Genomic DNA, 23,660 nt, shown 5'->3' with positions numbered 1-23,660 from the left:
CCGATTTTCAAGTAAAAAAAACCTTTACCGGTTTGAAATACCGAATAAAGGTTTTATCATACATGCTTTTTTGTTAATTAGAACTAGTTGCTTCTTCAGCTGCTTCTTGCTCTAATCTAATACTGAATTTCAACAGTAGAGGAGACAAGATAGTGGTAATGATAATTGAAGCGATAATAACGGTATAGAAATCGTTATTAACGTAACCGGCTTCTAGTCCAATTTTAGCGACAATTAAAGCCATCTCTCCTCTAGAGACCATACCAGAACCAACGACAAAGGCAGGCTTTCTTTCTACTTTCATTAATCTAGAGGCGAAGTACCCGCCTGCTAATTTAGTAGCTACTGCAGCTAATGATAAAATAATAATCAATCCAAGTTGTGAAACAAAGGCTTGAAGATTAATCCCTAACCCGATGGATACGAAGAATACAGGAATAAACAAACTATTGCCAATCGTGCCAACGTCTTCTTCAATTTCATGACTACTTTCATGACCTGATAACATTAGTCCGATAAAGAAAGCACCAATAATATCACTTAATCCCATTTCTTCAGCAAAAATGGTAAACGCAAAACATAAGACAAGGGCCATAGAGGTGGCACCTTTGACAGCAACTAACTTACCAGAAGCATCCATGGTTGGTTGAATCAAATATTTAGCGACTAAATACATAATGGCAAAGAATAGTACTTTTTTACCAATCAAATCCCAAGCCATAGGGCCTGTAAAACCAACAGAGGCATCAAAAGTAACAACTGCTGTAAAGACACTAATTAATAAAACAACGAGAGTATCATCTAGTATCGCTGCACCTAAGGTAATCGATCCAGCTTCATTATCTAGGTAGTCATACTCTTTAAGAACTTGAACAGTGATACTTAAGGATGTGGCACTGAAAATGATGCCTAAGAAAACTGCTTCTGCTAATCCCATCCCTAAAAATTGTCCCAATATAGAAATAAATATGAAAGGGACGAATACTCCGAATGAAGCAACTAATATAGCTGGTTTTAAATAGCGTTTTAATAAAGTTAAATCACTTTCTAAACCGACTAAGAACATTAAAAGAACAATCCCGATTTCTGCAAATAAAGCGATACTATCTGTTTCTTGAACGATATTGAAAATAGCAGGGCCTAGGAAAATCCCCATCATCAATTCTCCGAAAACAACAGGCAAGTTAAATTTATTACATAAATGCCCAGCAATTTTCGTTCCTAACAAAATAAATATTAACATCTTTAACAATTCTAGCGTCATACACATCACTTCTCCTATCAATTTTAAACCTTAATAATGAACCTTATATATATTTTATTTTAAATGTAGGATAAAATCAAATGAAACGTTCTTTAATTGTAAAATAAATAAGGAAAACACTAAGAAAATTAATATATCTTAAGTTATTTTAAAAAAATAAATGATAAGTGTATAAGAATTGTAGGGGTGTTCAAAATAAGAAAACTTGTTAAGGTGTATTTTTATAAGTATAGTGCTGTTGTCGTTCAGGATGACGCTCAGATTGCTTCTGTTCATAGGCTTTTTCGTCCCACATCATGATCCATAACATGAGGAGAGGGATAACAAACACAAGAGCAGAACGCCAACCAAAAGTACCTAAGAAAATTCCAATTAATAACACAATTAATAATAATGCATAGCGTCTGATCGATGCCATTTTACCCACTCCTTAAATTTTTCATAAATTTGATTATTTAGCTCTGGATCTCACAAATAACAGAGATGCGAACGTTTGTTCTTTTTTTGCTTAAAAAATATAAAGCATATCATTGCTTTATATTTTATTTCTATATAAACCGACAACTTTACCTAAAATAGACACATCAGACAAAATAATAGGATCCATTGTATCGTTTTCAGGTTGTAAACGTATATGGTCTGATTCTTTAAAGAATCGTTTGCAAGTTGCTTCATCATCTTCGTTCATAGCAATAATAATATCGCCATTAATTGCAGAGGATTGTCTTCTGACAATGACGTAGTCACCATCAAAAATTCCTGCATTGATCATACTTTCTCCTCTGATAGTTAACATGAATAAACTGTTTTCTTCATATTTTAAATCAGGTGGAAGAGGGAAGTAATCTGTTGCGTCTTCCACAGCTAAGATGGGTTCACCTGCGGTAACGACACCTAACATTGGTATTGTAGAAGGTTGAGCACCAATTAATTTTAAACCATCTTCTGTTAATTCTATCGCTCTTGGTTTTGTTGGGTCTCTTAAGATGAGCCCTTTTTTTTCTAGACGAGATAAGTGACCGTGAACAGTAGAGGTGGATGATAGGTTAACAGCCAGTCCAATTTCTCTAACGGTCGGTGGATAACCACGTTCTTCTACTTTTTCATGGATATATTTTAGAACTTCTAACTGTCTAGGAGATTGTTTTTTTGTCATACGTTCCTCCTATATCTTTTTTTTAATAATAACATATCTAAAAATAATAATCAAACAGATGTTCGCTTTTTTGGAGAATCAAAAGATTGTTTTTTTTGTCAATTTAAGCTAAGATTAAAGCGAAATAAGGAGGTTTTCATTATGTTATCAGAAGAAAAAATGAAACGTATTAACGAATTAGCAAACAAATCTAAAACGGCTGAAGGTTTAACTGAAGCAGAAAAAACAGAACAAAAAGAGTTACGTACTGAATACATTGAAGTATTTAGAGGTGGGATGAGACATCACATAGAAGGAATGAAAGTGGTTGATCAAGAAGGTAGCGACGTGACGCCAGATAAGTTGAAAAAAATCCAAAAAGAAAAAGGGATCCACGGAAGATAATCTTAAGTAAAGTATTGAAAGAACTTGCAAAAACTGTCCAATAAGGTTACAATTTAATAAAAGTAATAAAAACCTAAATTAACAGGAGGCTTATTTATGTCATTCGACCAAATAGATCAATTAGGAGTTAACGCAGTTCGTACACTAAGTTTAGACATGATTCAAAAGGCAAATTCAGGACACCCAGGGTTACCAATGGGGGCTGCTCCAATGGCGTACACGCTTTGGACAAAACACTTGAAAGTTAATCCAAGCACATCAAGAAATTGGGTAGACAGAGACCGCTTTATTTTATCTGCTGGTCATGGCTCATCTATGTTATATAGTTTATTGCATTTATCAGGTTATAACTTACCAATGGAAGAACTAAAACAATTCCGTCAATGGGATAGTTTAACACCAGGACACCCAGAAGTGTATCATACGGATGGTGTGGAAGCGACGACAGGTCCTTTAGGACAAGGGATTGCTATGAGTGTTGGTTTTGCTATGGCAGAAGCTCACTTAGCAGGGACTTACAACCGTGATAATTTTAACATTGTCGATCATTACACGTATGCTTTATGTGGTGATGGAGACTTAATGGAAGGTATTTCTCAAGAATCAATTAGTTTAGCTGGGCATTTAAAATTAGATAAATTGATTGTGTTATATGATTCAAATGATATTTCTTTAGATGGTCCATTAGATAAATCTTTCTCAGAAGATGTAAAAGGACGCTTTGAAGCAACAGGTTGGCAACATATCTTAGTAAAAGATGGGAATGATTTAGAAGCCATTTCTAAAGCCATTGAAGCTGCTAAAGCAGAAACAACGAAACCAACGATTATTGAAGTGAAAACAATTATTGGTTACGGGGCTGAAAATCAAGGGACGAATAAAGTTCACGGGGCACCACTTGGTGCTGAAGGTATTGCTACTGCCAAAAAAGCTTATGGCTGGGACTATCCTGAATTTACTGTACCAGAAGAAGTAACGGCACGTTTCCATGAAGAGATGGTCGTTAAAGGACAAGAAGCAGAAGCTAAATGGAATGACTTATTCAAGGCCTATCAAGTTGAATACCCTGAACTAGCGGCTCAATTTGAAGCAGCCTTCAATAATGACATCACGCCTGATTTAGATAAAGCATTGCCTGTGTATGAATTAGAGACAAGTGCCGCAAGTCGTGTAACAAGTAAAGAAGTGATTCAAGAAATCGCCAAAACGGTGCCTCATTTTTGGGGAGGATCTGCCGACTTATCATCATCAAATAACACGATGATTGCGGGAGAGAAAGATTTTGAACCTGGACAATACGAAGGACGTAATATTTGGTTTGGTGTGCGTGAATTCGCTATGGCAGCAGCTATGAACGGTATTACATTACACGGTGGTACTAGAGTATACGGTGGGACATTCTTTGTCTTTGTGGATTACTTAAAACCAGCCTTGCGTTTATCAGCGATTCAAAAAGCACCAGTAACTTATGTTTTAACTCATGATTCTATTGCCGTTGGAGAAGATGGACCAACTCATGAACCAATTGAGCAATTATCAGGCTTAAGAAGTATTCCAAATGTGAATGTCATTCGCCCAGCAGACGGTAACGAAGTTGCCGCAGCTTGGAAAATAGCTATCACATCAAAAGAAACACCGACAGTTCTTGCTTTATCTCGTCAAAACTTACCTGTACTAGAAGGTAGTAAAGAGCTTGCACCAGAGAACGTAGTCAAAGGGGCTTACGTGATTTCTCCGCAAGAAGGGCAACAACCAGAAGGTATTTTGATAGCGACAGGCTCGGAAGTTAACTTAGCCGTACAAGCACAAAAAGAATTAAGAAAAGAAAACATCGACGTGTCAGTGGTATCTATGCCAAGTACTCAATTATTTGAAGCACAAGATGCTGCTTATAAAGAAAGTGTCTTACCATCAGCTGTTAGAAAACGCGTATCCATTGAAATGGGAGCAACCCTTGGTTGGGAACGTTATGTAGGTTTTGATGGAGCAACAATGGGCATTGATACTTTTGGAGCAAGCGCTCCTGGTAACACAGTCATTGAAAAATATGGTTTTACTGTAGAAAATGTTGTAGCAACTTTTAAAGGATTATAATAAAAAATGCCAAAAGCTATTTCAGCTTTTGGCATTTTTTTATTTTGTCCAACGAATAGTTTGTATTTTAGCTGGAGCTAGAGTTGTTTGAATGGCTTCATTTTTATACTCTTCTATCATGTTAGCTTCTTTGCCATTGTAATGAGGAATCGCAATGGATAATTCACAAGAAGTTTCGTTAGATAAGTTAAACCCACGCGTAATGATATCACTGCCATTTTCTTTGCGTTTAAGAGCCGTCAAAGCGTATTGATTACTCTCAATCGATAGAAAGTGAGAAGTCGCATCTAGTTTACCCGAATGTTGTGTGGTTTGAGCCACAGTCATTGGTATTTGGAACTGCTGTGCTTGTATGAAGGTGTCGTATTTATCGTCTGCCCCATGACAGCTGACAGCGTAATCTACATGTTGTTTACCTAAACATTGGGCTTCCGGTGTTGGGAAATATCCCCAATCTCCAAGTTCTCCCACAGCGCGTAAAATCGTTAAAGCAATCGTATTGTTATCTGTTAGGATTTCATACTCATTGATACCATAATTTGCCACAGTCATTCCTAGAGACTCTTCATTAACATTCACGAATGAATGTTGATGTTGCGGATTAGTAGGATTTTCCCAAGTAGCTGAATTAACGTTATTTGGTCGCTTGACGACTTCAAAAATACTTTCGGCATAATGGACATCAGTCGTTAAGCCAGTAGGGAAAAGAACACGTAATCGGTGATCTTTCATTTGGTTATCAAATGCAGTGTGGAATGTTAATTGCTTGCTGTCTTTTTCTAGACGAATGGTTGTTTCAATGATAAATGGTGCTAGTTCAGCGCTTCGACCGGCTTCTCTTTCACGCATTTCATAAACAGCCTTCATTTCGCTCGTAAGTAGAGTATCGGCAGAAATAGGAATCATCATTTCTTGAGTGACACGGATTTCGGCAACAAGAGGAGTGTCTGTTATAATTTCTCTTGTTGTTTTAAAATCATGGGCATACAAAGGCATATCCTCTTTTGGTTGCTTGTAAATGTACTCATTACCAATGTCTCCCGTATTTTCGAAGATCATTCCATGAGGATAGGTATGCTGACGTATTTTGTCTGTTATTTCTAGTTGTCCGTTTTCAAGAACTCTTGCTTTTAGAACGTTATTTTCAAGGGTAAAGGTCCCAATGTTAACAAGAGAGGTTGTATCAGTCATGCCTTTATCTTCCTTAAGAGCTACTGTTTTCCAAGACATACCAGGCATACTAGTTAAGTTAAGTCGAACAGTTACATAGATAGCCATGTAAGGAATACGGAATCGGTCGGTTGGCAAGTCATACCCAAAAGAAACCTCGGTATTGAGTAAGTCTGAAGGAATCACCGTTCCAGTTTCATCAATCACATGGAAATCAGTTAAAGTATTAACTTCTTCTTCTAGAGCATGGAACAATTCGTGTGGAATACCTTCTGAAAAAGGTAGACGTTTCCATTCAATGATTGTTTCAACTACTTGAGATCTTTGGTGACCAGAAGTGTTGAAAATAACAAAAGGTTTGCTATCAGAAGGGAAAGAAGTTGTATCAATGGCATTAACTAAAGCTGTTGTTGCTTCTTCAGCTAAGTATTTACCAACTTCCTCTGCTTTTTGATAACGGGTCATCATCTCTTGATGCACCTCGTCCACACTGCACCCACAAATACTATCATGGGGATGATTTTGCATTAACGTTTTCCAAGCATAACGTAGTTCGTCATGAGGATAAGTACCTGTCACTTCATAAGCCATTGTAGCTAGTGGCTCTGTCACGTTTTCAAGTTGACGTTGAACGTCTGTGTTTTTTTGTTTGATATAAATACGGGCAGAAGAAGTATTAGCTAATGTGTACCAGCCATCTGTTTCTTGAGAGGTTAATTCTCCTTCAACTGTACTTAAGTTTTCAGGAACATCATTCATCACAGCTTCTAGATAATCATCGAAGTTACTATGAATAAAGTCGTAGTCAGGATAAAGTTCATTGGCTAATTTAATACCATCTGTCACGTCTTTTTGAACAGGTTGATGATCTACACCATTCATCATAAGAATATGGTTAGTCGAAGCGAATTGTTCCGCATCTGCTAATTTCTGGTTCCAAAAATTAATTGCTTCTTCTTTTTCAGTAGGAATTTCATTACCATTGCTGTACCAGTTGGCGAATAATAGGGAAAAGATGTTAGAGCTGTCTGGTCCTTCCCACCACATTTCCGAGAATTGAGACGCGTATTTTTCATCATTAATGACCGCGTTGTTGAAGCCTGTCGGTTTAACCCCACGACCAAAAGCAGCGGCTTTAATCCCGGCTTCTTTCATCATTTGAGGGGTTTGTCCCATGTTCCCAAAAGTATCAGGGAAGTACCCTAGCATCGTAGGGTTCCCCCATTTGCGACTTTCTTCTAGTCCGATTAACGTATTTCGTGTGTTGGCTTCACTACTAATTAGAAAGTCATCTTGTAAAATATAAAAGGGCCCAATTTTTAATTTTCCTTTATCAATGGCCTCTTGTACTTCCGCTCTTTTTTCGGGTCTAACTTGCAAGTAATCATCTAGAATAATGGTTTGTCCATCTAAATGAAAGCTATTGAAGTCAGGATTTGTTTTGAAAAGGTCTAATAAATCGTCCATTAAACGGATTAAGCGCATATGATGTTGTTCATATGGCATGTACCACTCACGATCCCAGTGGCTATGAGAAATAATATATACTTTTTTCTTTGTCATTGGTGTCACTCCTTTTAGTAGTTAGCATCAATACGAATGTCATAGTAATCCATGACTAATTCACAAAACATCATGTTAGCCCAAGAGAACCATTCGCGAGTGAATTGGCTCGGGTCATTGACATCAAATCCTTCATGCATTAAGTTAGTCCCACCATCATTATCAACCAATAAATTTAAGATACGTTCTTTTTCTTCTTTGCTATCTGTGGTTAAACCTTCAATAGCTAAAGCGATTGGCCAAACATAGTTTTCTGGTGTGTGGGAACTGCCAATTCCTTTCGCACATGTTCCTTCGTAGAAATAAGGATTTTCTTTGCTTAGTAAGGTCTCACGGGTAGCTAAGTAAGTTGGATCGTTTTTCTCACAGTAACCTAGGTAAGGGGCGGCCATTAGACTTGGTACGTTCGAGTCATCCATAATAGAGTACCCACCTAAACCGTCTACTTCATAGGCGTAAATAGCCTTGCCTGCTTTATTTTTAACCACAGCATGTTGCTGGATTCCTTCGTGGATGTCGGTTTTAAGTTTAGTGGCTGCAGAGACAATGGTTGGTTCATTGAACAAGGTAGAGTAGATTTCTTCAAGATAGCCAAGAACGACAACTGCAAACATATTTGAAGGGATTAAATAACCATAGATACAAGCGTCATCACTAGGTCTAAAACCTGACCATGTCATGCCAGTTGGTGCAACGGGTGTTCCTTTTCCTTCGTGAGTCAATGTATCTTCTTTACGCCATGTGTCACGCTCGAAATTATAAGGAGAGTTTTCGTGATTTTGTTCAGTCTGCCAGACGTTCAGAATTTTTTTAACGCCTTCATGAAAGTCATCGTTAAATTGAGACGTTTCTCCCGTTTGTTTGTATAGTAAGTAAGATAGTTGAATAGGGTAGCATAGTGAATCGATTTCATATTTTCTTTCCCAAATCCAATCGGTCATTTCTGTATCATCTGTTTGGTGTCCTTTACCGTTAGCTTCTTCATTAAAAGCATTGGCATAAGGATCCATATTGATATATTTGAACTGACGCTTCACAAGACCGGCAATCATGTCACGAATGTCTTTGTCTTCTTTAGCGATAACTAAGTAAGGTCTAAATTGAGCCGTTGAGTCTCGTAACCACATAGCAGGAATATCTCCTGTTAATAAAAACGTTGTTCCATCCTCATAACGACGAACAGTTGTTAATAAAGTGTTGGCAAACCCAGCTTTAAAATTTTCAGCCCAACGTGGGTGTGTGTCTTCGCATAAGTGCGTCATTTTATCCATAAATGCTTGAACAGATTGTGGTATTTCAGTGTAAGCCATAATGTGTATTCCTCCTGAATGATATATCAATTATTTATAATAATGATTATATGGTATATCAAGTTATCTGTCTAGTAGTAATGAGTATATTTTTTTTTTGTAATAATTGTGATATGATATATCATGATAATAGATAAGGATGGAAAAATATGAAAGAACAACCACTATATAAGCAAATATACCAAGAACTTAAAAACAAAATTTATACTGGCGTCTATGAAAAAGACATGCAGCTTCCCACAGAATTAGAGTTATCTGAAACTTATGGCGTCAGTCGAATCACTTCTAAAAGAGCTCTAGTAGAATTAGAAAATGAAGGACTTATTTACCGATTAAGAGGAAAGGGAAGTTTTGTTAAAGGGGACGAGAAAACATCTCATAAGCGTCCCAATGACACGATTCTATTTATTATGCCTTTTGCCCAAAATGAAGGTTTTGGTAATTATGCAGAAGGTATATTAGAAGCGTTCAAAGATTCTGATTACCGGTTACAAATGCAACCTCATGAATGGTTATTTACTGGTAATGATTACACATTAAAAGATGATTATGCAGGTATTTTATATTACCCAATTAATACAGAAATTAGCCTAAACTTTTTGTATAAATGCCAAAAACAAGATATTCCTGTTGTGCTTATTGATAAATCAATAGAAAAAATAAAGTATGATTCAGTTGTAGCAGATAACGAATCAGGTGGTAAAGTGTCAACGGAACATTTATTAAAACAAGGCTGTGATGATATTTATTTTGTGAGTACCAATCAGTTATCAGAGCTATCCTCTGTAAGGGACCGTTACTTAGGTTACTTATCTGCATTATATGATGTAGATAAGATTCCGACGCATTGTGTTGCTAAAGCGGAAGAGCCTCTAGCGCTATTTTTTGATCGCATTGGCGCCCATATTAAAGAGGAAATTAATAAAGGTCAAAAGATAGGATTAGTCGTAGAGAATGACGTGATTGCGATTAAACTTATGACACATTTAAATCAAATGGGAATGAAAATTCCTGAAGAAGTTGGGGTTGTTGGTTTTGACAACATTCAAGCAGCCAATTTAGTGGAGCCTCCTTTAAGTACTGTGGCCCAAAATTTTTACGCTATGGGAAGAGTTGCAGCAGAGTTACTAATGGAGAAAATCAAGTCTCCTGTTAAACCGACTAAAGAGCACATCCTTCCAGTTGAGTTGATTCAGCGTGGAAGTACTAAAATAACCGAAGATTAAAGCAAAGGGTGAGACGATGAAGAGAGCACAGTTGATGAAAGAATTAGATGCATACGAAGAGGTTGTATTCAGTGAGGAGTATCTTTTATTTGAGAAGCAAGCCATTATTTGTCAGTTTAGAGGTACTTTTTTTCGATTTGAAAACCATGAAAAAGTGGTTACTAAATCACTGTATCCAGGGTTTGTTAAGTGGGAACATCATCAGCCAAATGAAGGCTGTGACGTGTTAATTCAACATGTGTTTAATCGAAACATTACACAGGATGGGTTTACCTTAGAGATAACGAAGGATCATCAAATTATTGTTGAAAGTAGCCATTTAAGGGGATGGGATTATGCACAGACCTTGTTAAGTCAATTATTTCAACAATACGGAGCAACAATAACGTTACCTATTTTAAAGATAAGTCATACACCCAGCTTTAATATCAGAGGTATCATTGAAGGGTTTTATGGTAAGCCTTGGACAAAAGAGAACCGAAAAGATTGTTTGAAATTTTTACATGATACGAAGATGAATACCTATATGTATGCACCAAAAGATGATGCCTTACAACGTCATCGTTGGCGTGAATTGTACGATGAAGAGATGACTCGACATTTCGAAGAATTACTGGAGCTGTCAGAGGCGTATCGACTTGATTTTTGGTACATGATTAGTCCAGGAAATGATATCAAATACACTGACCCAGCTGATATGAAAGTATTAAAAGATAAATTAAAACAGTTGATTGATCTAGGTGTCACTCACTTTGGCTTATTATTAGACGATATAGACTACGAATTAAAAGGTGAAAACAAGCGTCGTTTTGGATCCAGTGCTCGGGCCCATGCCTTTATTATCAATGATATCAATGCTTATTTAAAAACAGAATTAGCTGTTTATTCACTCGTTGCTTGCCCAACAGAATATGATAATGATTTTGATTCACTTTATTTAGAAGAACTCAATGAGGCATTAGATAAGGAGGTTCCTCTATTTTGGACAGGTCCAAGTACATTGGCTAGAAGAATAACGACAGATGAAGTGACTAGAATGGCTAACATTTATCAACGTGAAATGATTATTTGGGACAATGTGCCAGTCAATGATTTTGAACAAGATAACCAACGCTTATTTTTAAGTCCCTATACGAATCGCTCTAAGAACTTAAATCATCCAGATTATCAGGTGAAGGGAATTGTGTTGAATCCAATGGCGCAGTGGGAGTTATCTAAATTAACCATGCATCATGCGAGTCGTTACATGTGGAGTGTGGCGAGTTTTCAACCAGATCATGCATGGAGGGAAACCGTGATGGCGTACACTAAAGAGGCATCTCTTGCTGAAAATTTAGTAGTGTTTGCTAACCACCAACGAAATCGTCACACCCATATGGAACGTGAGATTGACGTAGAGATGAGTCTCAATCATCAAAAAACAGAAGAATTAACTAAGGTGTTGACGGAGTTAGAAGAAGCCGTTCAAGAGCTAGAAAAATGGGACTATCTTCCATTTAAAGAGCAAGTGTCACCGTGGTTTAATCGTGTACATGAAGAGATGAGCTTATGGGAAGCAATGATGGCTAATGACTTAACAGAGGCTGCTAAAATAAAAGCCAATCTTGATACAGGAAATCACCGAATTGGAAGTAATATTCCTCTGACTTATTATGAACGCTATGTATCGGCAGTAAAAAAATAGCGTGTCATCAAAAAAACTACTACGCAGAACAAGCTATCTCTGCATAGTAGTTTTTTGTCGTTATTGAGTTAAAGAAAAAGGACGCTGTTCTTTAGTGTATGTCGTCGTTGGAGGGACTAAGGCCATATCAAATTCAATAGTAGCTCCTTCCATAATATCGGAATGGTTAAAGAACAGATTTGAATAAGGCACGCCATTCAGTCTGATTTCTTTTGAATAATGATATTGTGGCACATTGTTCTGTGTTTGAATCGTTAAGGTGTTACCGTTAGCTAAATGTACGGTCACTTGATCAAATAAGGGAACGCCTACTGCGTATTGTCCACTCCCCGGTGTGACAGGGTACATTCCCATGCTGTTCAGAATAAACCAAGCGCTCATACTGCCATTATCTTCATCTCCTGGGTAACCACGGTAACCAAGACTAAAGGCACGAGTCATTAATTCTTTTAAGACATGTTGTGTGGTTGGGAGTTGCCCAACGTAATTAAACAAGAAGGGTAAGTGGAAACTTGGTTGATTAGAAATCGCAATTTGACCAAAATCAATGGCTGCCATTTCACTCATTTCGTGAATTTCAAAACCGTAACCGTCCACGTTAAAGATAGGATAGGTGTTGCATAATTCTGTAATAGTTTCTGTGAATACTTTCTCCCCACCGTGAACTTTAATTAGACCTTGGAAGTCGTGGAAGCTAGCAAAACTATTTTGATAAGCACTGCCTTCAGCGTAATCTCGTCCCCAAGTAAAAGGATTGAACGGCGTTCTTTTAACACCTTCTACATCTTTGGCACGAAGGACATGGTGCTCTGTATCTACTAAGTTACGGTAGTTAAGGGATTGTTTCCCGTAGTGTTCTTCTAGCGCTTTATCCCCAAGGGTTTTAGCGACTTGAGAAATACAAAAATCGCTGTAAGCATAATCTTGTGTATGGTTCACACTTTCATGATAATGACTAGGTACGTAACCGTATGTTAGATAATCTTCTGTTCCTTGGCGACCGTAGTTATCTTTACCACTATTGGTTGTGGCACTTTTTAGCATAGCTGTCAAAAACTCAGGCATTTTATCAGAGTGGATGCCCTTAACAGCTGCATCAGCAATCACAGCATCAATAAGTGTACCTGGCATCAATCCTCTTTCATCAGGAGATAACCATTTTGGTAAGTACCCACTGTTTTCGTAAGCATGATAAAAGCCGTCCAACATGTCTTCGTATTCTTCTGTAGCAATTAAAGAAAAGAGTGGATAGACTGAGCGACAGGTATCCCAGAAGCCATTATTAGTATAGTAAACGCCTTTTTTAATGCTCTTACTTAGAGTGTCATAATGAACAGCTTCCTGGTTTTCATTGTATTCATGCCAAGTTTGTGGGAATAAAAAGCTACGATACATCATTTGATAAAAGAGTTGAACCTTTTCTTTCTTTTTATCTTTTACTTCGATGCGGTTTAAGTAAGACAACCATAAAGCTTCCGCTTCAGCCTTGTGATTATCAAAAGAGGTGTCTTGTTCCCTAGATAAGTTAAGTAGGGCTTGTTCTTCGCTAATGAAAGAAGTCGCAATAATGGCTTCGATTATCTTTGGTTTGGCTGATGAAGCGAAAGACAGATAGATTTCTGGGTCAGTCATATCAAGGGTTTGCTCTTCTAGGACATGAAGACTATCCTTTTGTGTCCTCGTCCAATCTAAGACTTTTTCTGAAAAAGTAATCGCGATGTACATCTTCAACTCTTTGTCTTCTGAGCCAGAAAAATTAGAAACATATCCAACTAATTGATTGTCTTGTAAGGTAAAGTGACTTGGACCAGGAGAACGAAGGAACATACCAGGCACCTCATTGGCTCTTTCGTAAGTAAACTTCAAATGAGCCCCGTATTTAAATGGTGTCAATTCATTAAGTATACGGTGACGTTCTGCATAAATAGCTAGGTGATGAGGGTTGAATGTCGCCTCTTCTGGCCGATAAGAAGATTGATTAAAGAAATTTTCTGTTTTCAAGATGGTGCCAGATGTGGCAGATAAAAGTAACTGACTAAAATCTCCCATCCAAGGGCTTGGTTGGTGTGTTAATCGAAAACCTTGAAAGACACGGTCTTCAGGATGGAACCACCAACTACCGTGTTGATCTGTGGTTTGGGGTGCAAAATAATTAGCACCGAAGGGAACACCTGTATAAGGTAATGTGTTACCGTTAGAATAGCTATGTTGATTCGCGGTACCGTGTCGTGTATCAATGGCTGTTAGCATGTATTTCCTCCTTATGATATATCTTTTTTTATTATATTTTATATGATATATCCTAACATAAACAGTAGGGATAATAAAGAGAGGGAAAGATTTTTTTCTATGTACTTAAGAAAGAGTTAATAACTGATTAACCTCTTTTTTTATTGTTTAAGTTTATATAAATGATACGTTAAAATAATAGAATGGAGCTAAAATAAACGTTTTTATTACTATTAATAAACGATTTATATGTGTCATTACTAAAATTAAAATCGTTTTCATTGAAGTTCTTTAATTTGTTGCCTATAAACTTTAATTTGTTTCTTAATTTAAGGGGGATAAAACGATATACTGCAATCAATGATAGGAGGATGTGTGAATGAAACAGAAAAAAAAGTCTTTCTGGTCTGACGTCGTCAGATACAAAGCGCTAATTTTAATGGCACTACCTGGATTTGTATGGTTTATCTTCTTCTTTTACATTCCAGTATTTGCTAACGTTGTGGCATTTAAAGATTTTCACATTTCACCTGATGGCTTTCTTGCGAGTTTGAGACAGAGTCCTTGGGTTGGGTTTGATAATTTTAAATTTTTATTTGCTTCAAGTGATGCTTGGCTAATTACTCGAAACACCATCGTTTATAATGTCATCTTCTTAGCTTTTAACCTTTTCTTTGCAATTGCTTTTGCTATTATTATGAGCGAATTAAGAAGTAAGAGAATGGTAAAAGTGTTCCATACGATGTCGTTATTACCGTACTTTTTATCGTGGGTAGTTATTTCTTACTTTGTATATGCTTTCTTAAGCCCTGATAAAGGAATACTAAATCAAGTGTTACAATCGTTTGGCATGGACAGTGTCAATTGGTATGCCGATCCGACGTGGTGGCCATTGTTCTTTGTTATACTAAATGTTTGGAAGAGCTTAGGTTACAACAGTATTATCTATTATGCTTCAGTTATGGGGATTGACCCAACGTATTATGAGGCAGCTATGGTAGATGGTGCGACCAAATGGCAACAAATAAAAAATGTCACTATTCCACAAATCATCCCGATGATGAGTGTGCTATTGATCTTAAATATTGGTGGTATTTTTAGAGCTGACTTTGGTCTTTTCTACACGGTACCACGAAACGCTGGGGCATTATACAATGTTACGTCTGTCCTTGATACATACATCTATAATGGTTTAACAGCAACAGGAGATATCGGAATGACTGCAGCGGCTGGTCTTTATCAATCAGTTGTAGGAAGTATCTTATTACTTGGATCAAACTTAATCGTTAGAAAACTTGATCCGGATTCAGCCTTGTTCTAATAGGAGTGTGAAAAATGAGTAGAAAAAAAGTAGAAAAAGTAGAAATTCATTCAATGAGTCCTAAAATTGATATACTATTTAGTATTCTCATCGGCTTGTTTGCTATATCATGTGTCATACCTTTCCTATTTGTTATTATGATTTCAGTTACGACGGAAGCATCTTTAGCAGAATTTGGTTATAAGTTCATCCCGAATGAGATGTCATTTGAAGCGTATCGTTATATTTTTAGTGGCCAAATGTCACAAAAAATTATCAGAGCTTTTGGTGTCACCGTCTTTGTTACAGTCTTCGGTACATTAGTAAATGCGACAATGACGTCTTTATACGCTTACGTTATTTCAAGAAAGACCTTTCCATTTAGAAAGTTTTTCACTGTCTTTGCTTTGGTTACAATGTTATTTGCGCCAGGTATGGTAGCTAACTACATTGTTATGACAAACTTACTTCATTTGAAAGATACGATTTGGGCGCTAATTTTACCGTTAGCCTTAGGGCCTTTCAATATTTTAGTCATGAGAACCTTTTTTATTAAGACTGTTCCAGATAGCATTATTGAATCAGCAAGAATCGATGGTGCTAGTGAATTAAAGATTTTTGTTAAAATTGTGTTACCACTTGCGGTACCAGGGATAGCAACGATTAGTTTGTTTGCAGCACTTGGTTATTGGAATGACTGGTTCAATGCGTTACTATACATTCAAAATGATAACTTAGTTCCACTTCAGTATCTGTTAATGAAGATACAAAGTAATCTTGACTACTTAGCTCAAAACTCTGCTATGAGTGCGCAAGTACAAGGGGGATTAGCTGCCTTGCCAAGCGAGTCAGCAAGAATGGCCATTGTTGTGATTTCAACTCTACCTATTGCGTTAACCTATCCATTCTTCCAAAAATACTTTGTGGGTGGATTAACCATTGGTGGCGTTAAAGAATAAAAAAATATTAGGGGGAATACAGTGTGAAGAAGTTTAAAAAATCATTACTTTTAGCAGGATCTGCCTTACTTTTAGTTGGTTTAGCAGCATGTGGATCTGATAAGAGCGCATCAGGAAGCAAAGGAAAAGGATCAGATGACGGTTCGACCACTTTATTGATGTATCAAATTGGTGACAAACCAGAGAACTATGACGAGTTAATGGAAGTTGCGAATAAACGTATTCAAGAAGAGATTAATGCAACCCTAGATTTACAATACATTGGTTGGGGTGATTGGGATGAAAAAATGAGTACCATCATCGCTTCAGGTGAGAATTTTGATATTGCTTACGCGACACACTATGTGGCTAATGCTCAAAAAGGAGCTTATGCTGACTTAACAGAATTGATTCCTGAGTACGCAGAAGATGCTTATAAACAATTAGACCCAGCTTACATCAAGGGAAACACGATTGATGGCAAGTTATATGCCATGCCAGTTAATGGTAACGTTTATGCACAACAAGTGTTGACATTTAACAAAGAGTATTTAGATAAATATGATTTAGATATTGATGGCATTGAGTCTTATCAAGATGCTGATAAAGTATTAGAAGAATTCCATAAAAAAGAACCAAATATTACAGCCTTTGCTATTGGTCAAACTTTTACAGCTTCAGGAAATTATGACTATCCATTAGGCAAAGATTACCCAATTGCAGTCGATTTAGATGGGGACCATACTAAGATTATTAACCCATATACTGAAGAAAAAAACATTGAGACATTGAAAACAATGAACAAATGGTATAAAGCAGGTTACATCCCAACGGATGCTGAAACAAACACACAAGCGTATCCATTAGAAGGTAACACTTGGTTCATGCGTGAAGAAACTCAAGGACCTATGGATTATGGTGATACTATCTTAACAAATGCTGCTGGTGGAAAAGAATTAGTGTCTAAAGCTATTACAAAACCACTTAAAACAACAGCAAATGCTCAAATGGCAAACTTTGTTGTATCAAATGTATCAAAAAACAAAGAGAAATCAGTAGAGTTTTTAGGTTTACTTAACAGTGACCCAGAATTATTAAATGGTTTAGTATGGGGAATTGAAGGAGAAGCTTGGGAAAAAGTTGGCGACAACAAAATCAAATTACTTGATGGCTACCAACCAAACCAACACATGGCTGCGTGGAACACAGGTAACAACTTTATCCTTTATACACAAGATACGTTATCAGATGATTTAGTAAAACAACGTGACGAAAGTATTGCAGCTGCTGAAGAGTCTCCAATATTAGGATTCAACTTCAAAACAGACTCAGTGAAAACTGAAATCACAAACATTGCTAACGTCATGAACCGTTTTAGATCAGCGATTAATACAGGAACGTTAGATCCTGACAAAGCTGTTCCAGATTTATTAAAAGAATTAGACAAAGCTGGATTAGACAAAGTAATGACAGAAATGCAAACACAATACGATGAATTTTTAAAATAATATTAAATAAATAAAGACTGGGGCATTTTTGCTCCAGTCTATTATTCATTTTATGTTAAAAGTATATTAAATGTGATTTAATAGAAATGATAACAATAAAAATAAGAGGGAACGAGGTAGGCAGATTATGGGAAGTGGATTAGAAAGAGCGTTTAAAATAAGCTGGTTGATAATTAAATTAAACCTAATGTTTCATCTTTTTAGTTTATTAGGATTATTAGTATTGGGTATAGGCCCATCAGCTCAAATGGTGAGTCATTTGTTCCAAGAGTCCAAAATGGATGCCAAAGAGGTAACGTTTAATCGAGGCTTTGAATTATGGAAATTTTATTTTAGACGAAGTAATGCACAATTTTGGTTGTTCATGGGAACGAGTCTCTTTCTTATTTATAATTTGTATTTATCAACACAGATACAGGGGATGATGTGGTTGATGATTGACTTTTTACTGATTATCACCTTACTAGTAGTTTTTGTGACCTATCAGTACTTATTAGTCTATGAAGCGTATTATGACATGCCATTTCTACAAATACTCAAACTTTCTTTTATTAGTGTGTTTCTAAATTTTTTAGGTTTAGTTAAAATTATTTTAGGACTCGTAGTCATTAGTGCAGTCACTTGGTATATGAAAGGCCTTTTGGTATTCGCAACGTTTAGCTTGATGATTGCTTGGGACGTTATCGCGACTCAGAAACATCGTGAATTCATAGATGGGAAGTTGGAAGAAAGTGTTAAATAAAATGAGGTCATTGTTTAAGGACAGGTTATTAATTAATCAACTGATGCAAATATACAGTTTTATATTAATTGGTATGATGACAGTGATTGTTTTAGGGTTAAGTGTGTTTACAATCAGAACGAACTGCCAACAGGCTAATCAACGTTTAGATGATGTAACATTAAGAATGAGTGAGTCCATTGATCAAAGAGATAGTGTTCTTACTAATGTTCTGAGTCAGATTGCCTTAAATACATCAGACTATGACAATTTAAGACATTATATGACGTTAGATCCTCCAGAGTACTTTGACTATACATCAGAACTTTGGGAAACCATGGGAATCAATACCCATTTTTCTAATACCTTAAAAAGCATTTTATCGACTTATGCGGACATAGAAGAAATTGATATTGTTTTAGAGGAATCCGATAGCTATCTAAATGCGAATCGACAACATCCGAATGGTATTAAAATCTATGGTCGTCCTAAAATGAATGAGCAATTATTTTTGTTTCGAACGTTTAAGAACCCAAATTCTGGTGAGAGTTCTGGCGAAATTTATTTAACCTTTAAAAAAGAAGGAATGAAGCAGAATAAAGAGTATCAAAAGCATGTTTTATCTCCGTCGACATTTATTTTAGATAATGATGGCACAATGCTGTATGAAGACGATTATAATAACATGGAATCTTTTGTGAAGGAGTTATATAGGTATCCAGCTAGTCCAGATAATTGGAAAGAACTAGATCGTCATTATTTTTACCGTAATGTGTCTACTAAGAATATGACAGTCTTAACTATCATGAGTAAGCAGCAGTTATGGATCGACATATTCGTTCAATTACTCCCTATTCTAGCAATCGGAATCGGCTCAAGTGTGACGCTATTACTAGTCCTAAAAAAGGTGTTTACAAACTATACTCGTCAAGTAGGGGCCATTGTCGAAGTAACGGACCAAGTCAGTCAAGGTCGATTGGATAAGAGAATAGATACCAGTCATTTACAACTTGAACTGTGTGATTTAGCTGAAGCTATCAATGTGATGATTGGTAGTATTAATACCTATATTGATGATATTTATTTGCTAGAAATTAAACAAAGAGATGCTCAAATGGAGGCATTGCAATCGCAAATTAATCCTCACTTTTTATATAATACGTTAGAATATATTCGTATGTACGCCTTGAGTCAGCAACAGGAGGAACTAGCTGATGTGGTTTATGCTTTTTCAGCTCTTCTTAGAAATAACACCACACAAGCCAAGACGAGCTCTTTAAAAGAAGAACTAAATTTCTGTGAGAAATATGTTTTCTTGTATCAAATGCGTTACCCAGACAGTATTGCTTATCATTTTGATATGGATGTTTCTTTGGAAGAGTTAACGGTACCTAAATTTATTATCCAACCCTTAGTGGAAAATTATTTTGTGCATGGAATTGATTACAGCCGTCAAGACAATGCACTAAGTGTTAAAGCGTTAAGAGACGAAGCGGAAAATATTGTGATTAAAATTATAGATAATGGGAAAGGAATACCAGCAGCACGATTAATGGAAATTAGAGAAGAATTACTTTCAGACACAAGCGTTGTCTCAGATTCTATTGGGATTAAAAATGTGTATCAACGTCTGACAGGGTACTTTCAAGGCGAATGTGAGATGACCATTGACGCTGAGGTTGATAAGGGAACAACGATCACTATTAAAATGAACCCAAAAGGAGCCAAGAAATATGTATAAAGTAATGTTAGTAGATGATGAATACATGATATTAGAAGGTCTAAAGCATATTATTTCTTGGCAAGAATTAGGATTTGACATAGTCAAGACGGCTAAAAGAGCCCAAGAAGCCATTCGATATGCCAAAAACAATCCTGTTGATTTGATTGTGACGGATGTGACGATGCCTGAAATGAGTGGGATTGAGATGATCCGTCATATTCAATCAGAGGTAGGACACATCAAAACAATTATTTTGTCAGGATATGAGGAGTTTGACTATGTCAAACAAGGGATTGATCTAGGAGTAAAAAGCTATTTAGTTAAGCCTGTGGATAAAGAAGAATTAGTCAAAAAGGTGAGAGAATCTAAACAGGAGCTAGATGATCAAAAGAAGTGGATACAAAAGAAAAAATTGTACCATGAAACCATGTTATCAAGGTGGTTGAATGATGAGTTAAATGAGGATGAGTTCTTTAACTATTTATCAGAACGTCAGTTAGTTGAAGAGGGGCCTTATACTGTCATACTGGTCCGTCATAAATTAGAAGAAAAACTATTTGAAACGATATTAACGTATCATAAACAATCCCTTTATTTTTACCAGGAGGAAGGGGATATCACCCAAATGGTTGTTATTTTTCAGGGGAACAGTCAGCAATTGACGCACTTTGTGACAGATAGTCAAAGAAAAAGTGACGGAGCCTACTTAAAATTAACAGTGGGGCAATCTGTACCTGAATGGGAAACCACGTATACGAGTTATGATACGGTCAAAAAATTACTATTGTTTGAAGAATTTTATGGTGAGACAAGGAATGTTGTTAGAGTCAATAATGAGACCTCCGTTGACAGCGGTTTGCAATTTTTATCCTTTAATAAAGCCCTTATGATTGGTGATATGCCAACAATTGAGGAAGAATTGGTTACCATCTTTACACAAATGAAAGACTTAGGTTATACACCAGATAATGTGAAACATGTTGCTTTTTTAATTTTTACAGATGTCTACCGTCATTACCCTTACTTAGAAGAAGCGCTCTATACTGAAGCTTTAAGGATTATTCAAAACAGTAATAACATAGTAGAACTTGAGGAATGGTTATTTGACGTCTTGGGTAGAGTCAGTCAAAAAAAATCGGAGCCTCAGCGATACTCTAGTACGATTACAGAAGCCTTAACCATCATTAAAGAGCAATACCAAGGAGACTTGACTCTAAAAAGTGTGTCAGAAGAATTACATATGAACGGCGTTTATTTGGGGCAATTATTTAAAAAAGAAACAGAGAGAAGTTTTGCTCAGTATCTCAATCAGGTTCGGATAAAGAAAGCGCAAGAGTTGTTATTACAAACGGAAAAAACGATTAATGAGATAGGGTATGAGGTAGGATATAATGCCACTAATTATTTTTCTAAAATGTTTAGGAAATGGAATGGGATTACACCTAAAGAGTTCAGAGAGCGTTACGAAGCCAATTATACATCATTAGATGATTAAGATGATATATTCTTTAATTTGTTTTAAATATCTTGTTATATCATTTAAGCCTTGTTAAACTATAAAGGTAAATAAAAACAAGTCAAAGGGGAGAGAGCAATGAAATATTTTCCAGAGGATTTTTTATGGGGGGCAGCAGCGTCTGCACCACAAACAGAAGGCGCTGCGCTATTGCATGGTAAAAGTGCTTCTGTATGGGACAAGTGGTTTGAAATGGAACCAGAAAGTTTTTATGACCAAGTAGGGCCAGAACATACCTCAAATACATATTACCGTTATAAGGAAGACGTTGCGTTGATGGCAAAGATGAATTTGAATTCTTACCGAACGTCGATTTCTTGGACGAGATTATTACCAGATGGCAAAACGGTAAATGAAGAAGCCGTTGAATTTTATCGTGCTTATTTTCAAGAGATGCGTATTAATGGTGTTGAACCGATTGTCAATTTGTTTCATTTTGATATGCCTTGGTGGTTAATGGAACAAGGTGGTTGGGAAAATAGACGTTCTACCGATTACTTTGCCTTTTATGCCAAAACTTGTTTCGAATTATTTGGCGATATTGTCACACAGTGGGCGACATTTAATGAGCCGATGGTACACATCGAATGTGGTTACTTAGGCGAATTTCATTTGCCGAGAGTTCATGATTTTAAGAGAGCTATTCAGGTAGGGTATCACACAGCGCTTGCTCATGCCAAAGCTGTGAAGGCTTTTAGAGAAGTCAATATCCCAGAAGGGAAAATCTCAATTATTCTTAATCTATCTCCAGTGTATGCTAAAAGTGATGATGACAGAGATATAGAAGCCAAAAAATGGGCTGATATGCTATATATTAAGAGCTTTTTGGATATTACAACAAAAGGTTATTTTCCTCAAGAAATGGTAGACATGTTTCATGCCAATGAGTTGTCCCCAGAAGTAGGTGACGAGGACGCAGCAATCTTTAAAGAGCATCCTGTTGATTTCTTGGGAGTTAATTATTATCAACCGATGAGAGTGCAAGGGGTTGATAAATCATCAGAAGGGATTACGGACCCTTCAGATTTATTTAGTTCTTATGATTGGCCAGATAAGAAAATGAACCCTCATCGCGGTTGGGAAATTTATCCAGAAGGCTTGTATGATATAGCGATGAGATTACAACAAGATTATGGCAATATTCCGTGGTTTGTTTCTGAAAATGGTATGGGTGTATCTAAAGAAGAGCGATTTATGGACGATACTGGGGTTATTCAAGATGAATACCGTATCGAATTTATTGAAGATCACCTAACAGAATTGCATCGCGCAATAGAAGCAGGTTCTACGTGTTTTGGTTATCATTTATGGACGTTTGTGGATTGTTGGTCATGGCTAAATGCTTATAAAAACCGTTACGGTTATTACAGAGTTGAACGAGATAAAGACTTTGCTCGTTCGCCAAAAGCGTCGAGTTATTGGATGGCTGAAGTGATTGAACGCAATGGATTGATGGATAGATAAGGCCTCAAAGTGTGACGTTATAGTGGGAAGAACGATGGAACAGGGTTATCCTGAAATCATCGTTCTTTATTTTTTAGAAAAGTGTTGTGTAAAACAGCATATAACGAAAGTAACAGACGATAAATGGGTCACGTTTTTTATGTAAACGCTGTAAATAATCTTCGTTAATTAAATATGTATTATTGATCTATCTAACTAGATGTACGACATTAAAAATAAGTGTCAGACTAAGCGTTTTTTTTGAGTGAGACATGGAAATGATGTCTACTTAGACAAAAAAATAAAGTAAAAAAATGACGGTTGGGTCATTCTTTTACTTATAAGGGATGATAATTATCACTAACTCAATGGGGAATATCTAATTAGCGATATGAAACGCGGAAATAGTGTTTATTAGTTATTCTTAAAGA

At 36.4% G+C, this 23,660-nt stretch carries 17 protein-coding genes; 11 read left to right on the top strand and 6 right to left on the bottom strand.

Features of this window, described 5'->3' with window-relative positions:
- Positions 1–73 precede the first annotated feature (73 nt).
- The 3 genes from ACVWM0_RS07305 to lexA form a co-directional block, all read right to left on the bottom strand.
- The gene (locus tag ACVWM0_RS07305) at positions 74–1,264 is read right to left on the bottom strand and encodes a cation:proton antiporter (protein WP_476471986.1); all 1,191 of its coding nucleotides are present in this window, start codon (positions 1,262–1,264) and stop codon (positions 74–76) included.
- 208 nt (positions 1,265–1,472) lie between these two features.
- Positions 1,473–1,682 (bottom strand): hypothetical protein, encoded by a 210-nt coding sequence (locus ACVWM0_RS07300; protein ID WP_476471985.1) that lies wholly within the window; start codon positions 1,680–1,682, stop codon positions 1,473–1,475.
- Between the two features lie 117 nt (positions 1,683–1,799).
- Positions 1,800–2,420 (bottom strand): transcriptional repressor LexA, encoded by a 621-nt coding sequence (gene lexA / locus ACVWM0_RS07295; RefSeq protein WP_476471984.1) that lies wholly within the window; start codon positions 2,418–2,420, stop codon positions 1,800–1,802.
- A 141-nt stretch (positions 2,421–2,561) separates the two neighbouring features.
- On the opposite strand from lexA, the gene ACVWM0_RS07290 reads away from it, so the two are divergent.
- Both ACVWM0_RS07290 and tkt read left to right on the top strand, forming a co-directional pair.
- Positions 2,562–2,804: a DUF896 family protein gene (locus ACVWM0_RS07290; protein ID WP_476471983.1), complete on the top strand. Its 243-nt coding sequence runs from the start codon at positions 2,562–2,564 to the stop codon at positions 2,802–2,804.
- A 96-nt stretch (positions 2,805–2,900) separates the two neighbouring features.
- A complete protein-coding gene (tkt, locus tag ACVWM0_RS07285) occupies positions 2,901–4,898 on the top strand; it encodes a transketolase (protein ID WP_476471982.1) in 1,998 nt (665 codons plus the stop codon).
- A 39-nt stretch (positions 4,899–4,937) separates the two neighbouring features.
- Here tkt and ACVWM0_RS07280 read toward each other — a convergent pair whose 3' ends face one another.
- Together ACVWM0_RS07280 and ACVWM0_RS07275 are read right to left on the bottom strand one after the other, a co-directional pair.
- Entirely contained in the window at positions 4,938–7,631 is a 2,694-nt protein-coding gene (locus ACVWM0_RS07280) for an alpha-mannosidase (protein ID WP_476471981.1), read from the bottom strand.
- Positions 7,632–7,645: 14 nt separating this feature from the next.
- Positions 7,646–8,941, bottom strand: coding sequence for a glycoside hydrolase family 125 protein (locus tag ACVWM0_RS07275; RefSeq protein WP_476471980.1), 1,296 nt, complete (start codon positions 8,939–8,941; stop codon positions 7,646–7,648).
- A 149-nt stretch (positions 8,942–9,090) separates the two neighbouring features.
- On the opposite strand from ACVWM0_RS07275, the gene ACVWM0_RS07270 reads away from it, so the two are divergent.
- Together ACVWM0_RS07270 and ACVWM0_RS07265 are read left to right on the top strand one after the other, a co-directional pair.
- Positions 9,091–10,167 carry a GntR family transcriptional regulator gene (locus tag ACVWM0_RS07270; protein WP_476471979.1) on the top strand — a complete coding sequence of 359 codons (1,077 nt, stop codon included), beginning with the start codon at positions 9,091–9,093 and terminating at the stop codon, positions 10,165–10,167.
- 16 nt (positions 10,168–10,183) lie between these two features.
- A complete protein-coding gene (locus tag ACVWM0_RS07265; protein ID WP_476471978.1) occupies positions 10,184–11,851 on the top strand; it encodes a protein O-GlcNAcase in 1,668 nt (555 codons plus the stop codon).
- A gap of 60 nt (positions 11,852–11,911) precedes the next feature.
- Here ACVWM0_RS07265 and ACVWM0_RS07260 read toward each other — a convergent pair whose 3' ends face one another.
- Entirely contained in the window at positions 11,912–14,101 is a 2,190-nt protein-coding gene (locus ACVWM0_RS07260) for a GH92 family glycosyl hydrolase (protein ID WP_476471977.1), read from the bottom strand.
- A 358-nt stretch (positions 14,102–14,459) separates the two neighbouring features.
- Between ACVWM0_RS07260 and ACVWM0_RS07255 the strand changes: the two genes are divergently transcribed.
- The 7 genes from ACVWM0_RS07255 (at position 14,460) to ACVWM0_RS07225 (ending at position 23,250) form a co-directional block, all read left to right on the top strand.
- Positions 14,460–15,401 carry an ABC transporter permease gene (locus ACVWM0_RS07255; protein ID WP_476471976.1) on the top strand — a complete coding sequence of 314 codons (942 nt, stop codon included), beginning with the start codon at positions 14,460–14,462 and terminating at the stop codon, positions 15,399–15,401.
- Between the two features lie 14 nt (positions 15,402–15,415).
- The gene (locus tag ACVWM0_RS07250; RefSeq protein WP_476471975.1) at positions 15,416–16,339 is read left to right on the top strand and encodes a carbohydrate ABC transporter permease; all 924 of its coding nucleotides are present in this window, start codon (positions 15,416–15,418) and stop codon (positions 16,337–16,339) included.
- A gap of 23 nt (positions 16,340–16,362) precedes the next feature.
- A complete protein-coding gene (locus tag ACVWM0_RS07245; protein WP_476471974.1) occupies positions 16,363–17,826 on the top strand; it encodes an ABC transporter substrate-binding protein in 1,464 nt (487 codons plus the stop codon).
- A 127-nt stretch (positions 17,827–17,953) separates the two neighbouring features.
- The gene (locus ACVWM0_RS07240) at positions 17,954–18,568 is read left to right on the top strand and encodes a YesL family protein (RefSeq protein WP_476471973.1); all 615 of its coding nucleotides are present in this window, start codon (positions 17,954–17,956) and stop codon (positions 18,566–18,568) included.
- A 1-nt stretch (position 18,569) separates the two neighbouring features.
- Positions 18,570–20,288 carry a sensor histidine kinase gene (locus ACVWM0_RS07235; RefSeq protein WP_476471972.1) on the top strand — a complete coding sequence of 573 codons (1,719 nt, stop codon included), beginning with the start codon at positions 18,570–18,572 and terminating at the stop codon, positions 20,286–20,288.
- Positions 20,281–21,765 carry a response regulator transcription factor gene (locus ACVWM0_RS07230; RefSeq protein WP_476471971.1) on the top strand — a complete coding sequence of 495 codons (1,485 nt, stop codon included), beginning with the start codon at positions 20,281–20,283 and terminating at the stop codon, positions 21,763–21,765. Before ACVWM0_RS07235 ends, ACVWM0_RS07230 begins: the two co-directional genes overlap by 8 nt.
- A 99-nt stretch (positions 21,766–21,864) precedes the next feature.
- Positions 21,865–23,250 (top strand): glycoside hydrolase family 1 protein, encoded by a 1,386-nt coding sequence (locus tag ACVWM0_RS07225; RefSeq protein WP_476471970.1) that lies wholly within the window; start codon positions 21,865–21,867, stop codon positions 23,248–23,250.
- The last annotated feature ends 410 nt before the right edge of the window (positions 23,251–23,660 follow it).

The sequence above is a fragment of the Vagococcus sp. 211 genome (assembly GCF_056322705.1).
Note: the sequence above shows the minus strand (reverse complement) of the source record. Positions and strands in the feature narration are given on the sequence as shown.

What these genes read in the sequence shown, in the direction of transcription:
- ACVWM0_RS07275 (WP_476471980.1), bottom strand. Translation starts at nt 8,941, where the DNA reads ATGGCTTACACTGAAATACCACAATCTGTTCAAGCATTTATGGATAAA.
- ACVWM0_RS07255 (WP_476471976.1), top strand. Translation starts at nt 14,460, where the DNA reads ATGAAACAGAAAAAAAAGTCTTTCTGGTCTGACGTCGTCAGATACAAA.
- tkt (WP_476471982.1), top strand. Translation starts at nt 2,901, where the DNA reads ATGTCATTCGACCAAATAGATCAATTAGGAGTTAACGCAGTTCGTACA.
- ACVWM0_RS07260 (WP_476471977.1), bottom strand. Translation starts at nt 14,101, where the DNA reads ATGCTAACAGCCATTGATACACGACACGGTACCGCGAATCAACATAGC.
- ACVWM0_RS07240 (WP_476471973.1), top strand. Translation starts at nt 17,954, where the DNA reads ATGGGAAGTGGATTAGAAAGAGCGTTTAAAATAAGCTGGTTGATAATT.
- ACVWM0_RS07290 (WP_476471983.1), top strand. Translation starts at nt 2,562, where the DNA reads ATGTTATCAGAAGAAAAAATGAAACGTATTAACGAATTAGCAAACAAA.
- ACVWM0_RS07305 (WP_476471986.1), bottom strand. Translation starts at nt 1,264, where the DNA reads ATGACGCTAGAATTGTTAAAGATGTTAATATTTATTTTGTTAGGAACG.
- ACVWM0_RS07225 (WP_476471970.1), top strand. Translation starts at nt 21,865, where the DNA reads ATGAAATATTTTCCAGAGGATTTTTTATGGGGGGCAGCAGCGTCTGCA.
- ACVWM0_RS07270 (WP_476471979.1), top strand. Translation starts at nt 9,091, where the DNA reads ATGAAAGAACAACCACTATATAAGCAAATATACCAAGAACTTAAAAAC.
- ACVWM0_RS07300 (WP_476471985.1), bottom strand. Translation starts at nt 1,682, where the DNA reads ATGGCATCGATCAGACGCTATGCATTATTATTAATTGTGTTATTAATT.
- lexA (WP_476471984.1), bottom strand. Translation starts at nt 2,420, where the DNA reads ATGACAAAAAAACAATCTCCTAGACAGTTAGAAGTTCTAAAATATATC.
- ACVWM0_RS07230 (WP_476471971.1), top strand. Translation starts at nt 20,281, where the DNA reads ATGTATAAAGTAATGTTAGTAGATGATGAATACATGATATTAGAAGGT.
- ACVWM0_RS07235 (WP_476471972.1), top strand. Translation starts at nt 18,570, where the DNA reads ATGAGGTCATTGTTTAAGGACAGGTTATTAATTAATCAACTGATGCAA.
- ACVWM0_RS07265 (WP_476471978.1), top strand. Translation starts at nt 10,184, where the DNA reads ATGAAGAGAGCACAGTTGATGAAAGAATTAGATGCATACGAAGAGGTT.
- ACVWM0_RS07250 (WP_476471975.1), top strand. Translation starts at nt 15,416, where the DNA reads ATGAGTAGAAAAAAAGTAGAAAAAGTAGAAATTCATTCAATGAGTCCT.
- ACVWM0_RS07280 (WP_476471981.1), bottom strand. Translation starts at nt 7,631, where the DNA reads ATGACAAAGAAAAAAGTATATATTATTTCTCATAGCCACTGGGATCGT.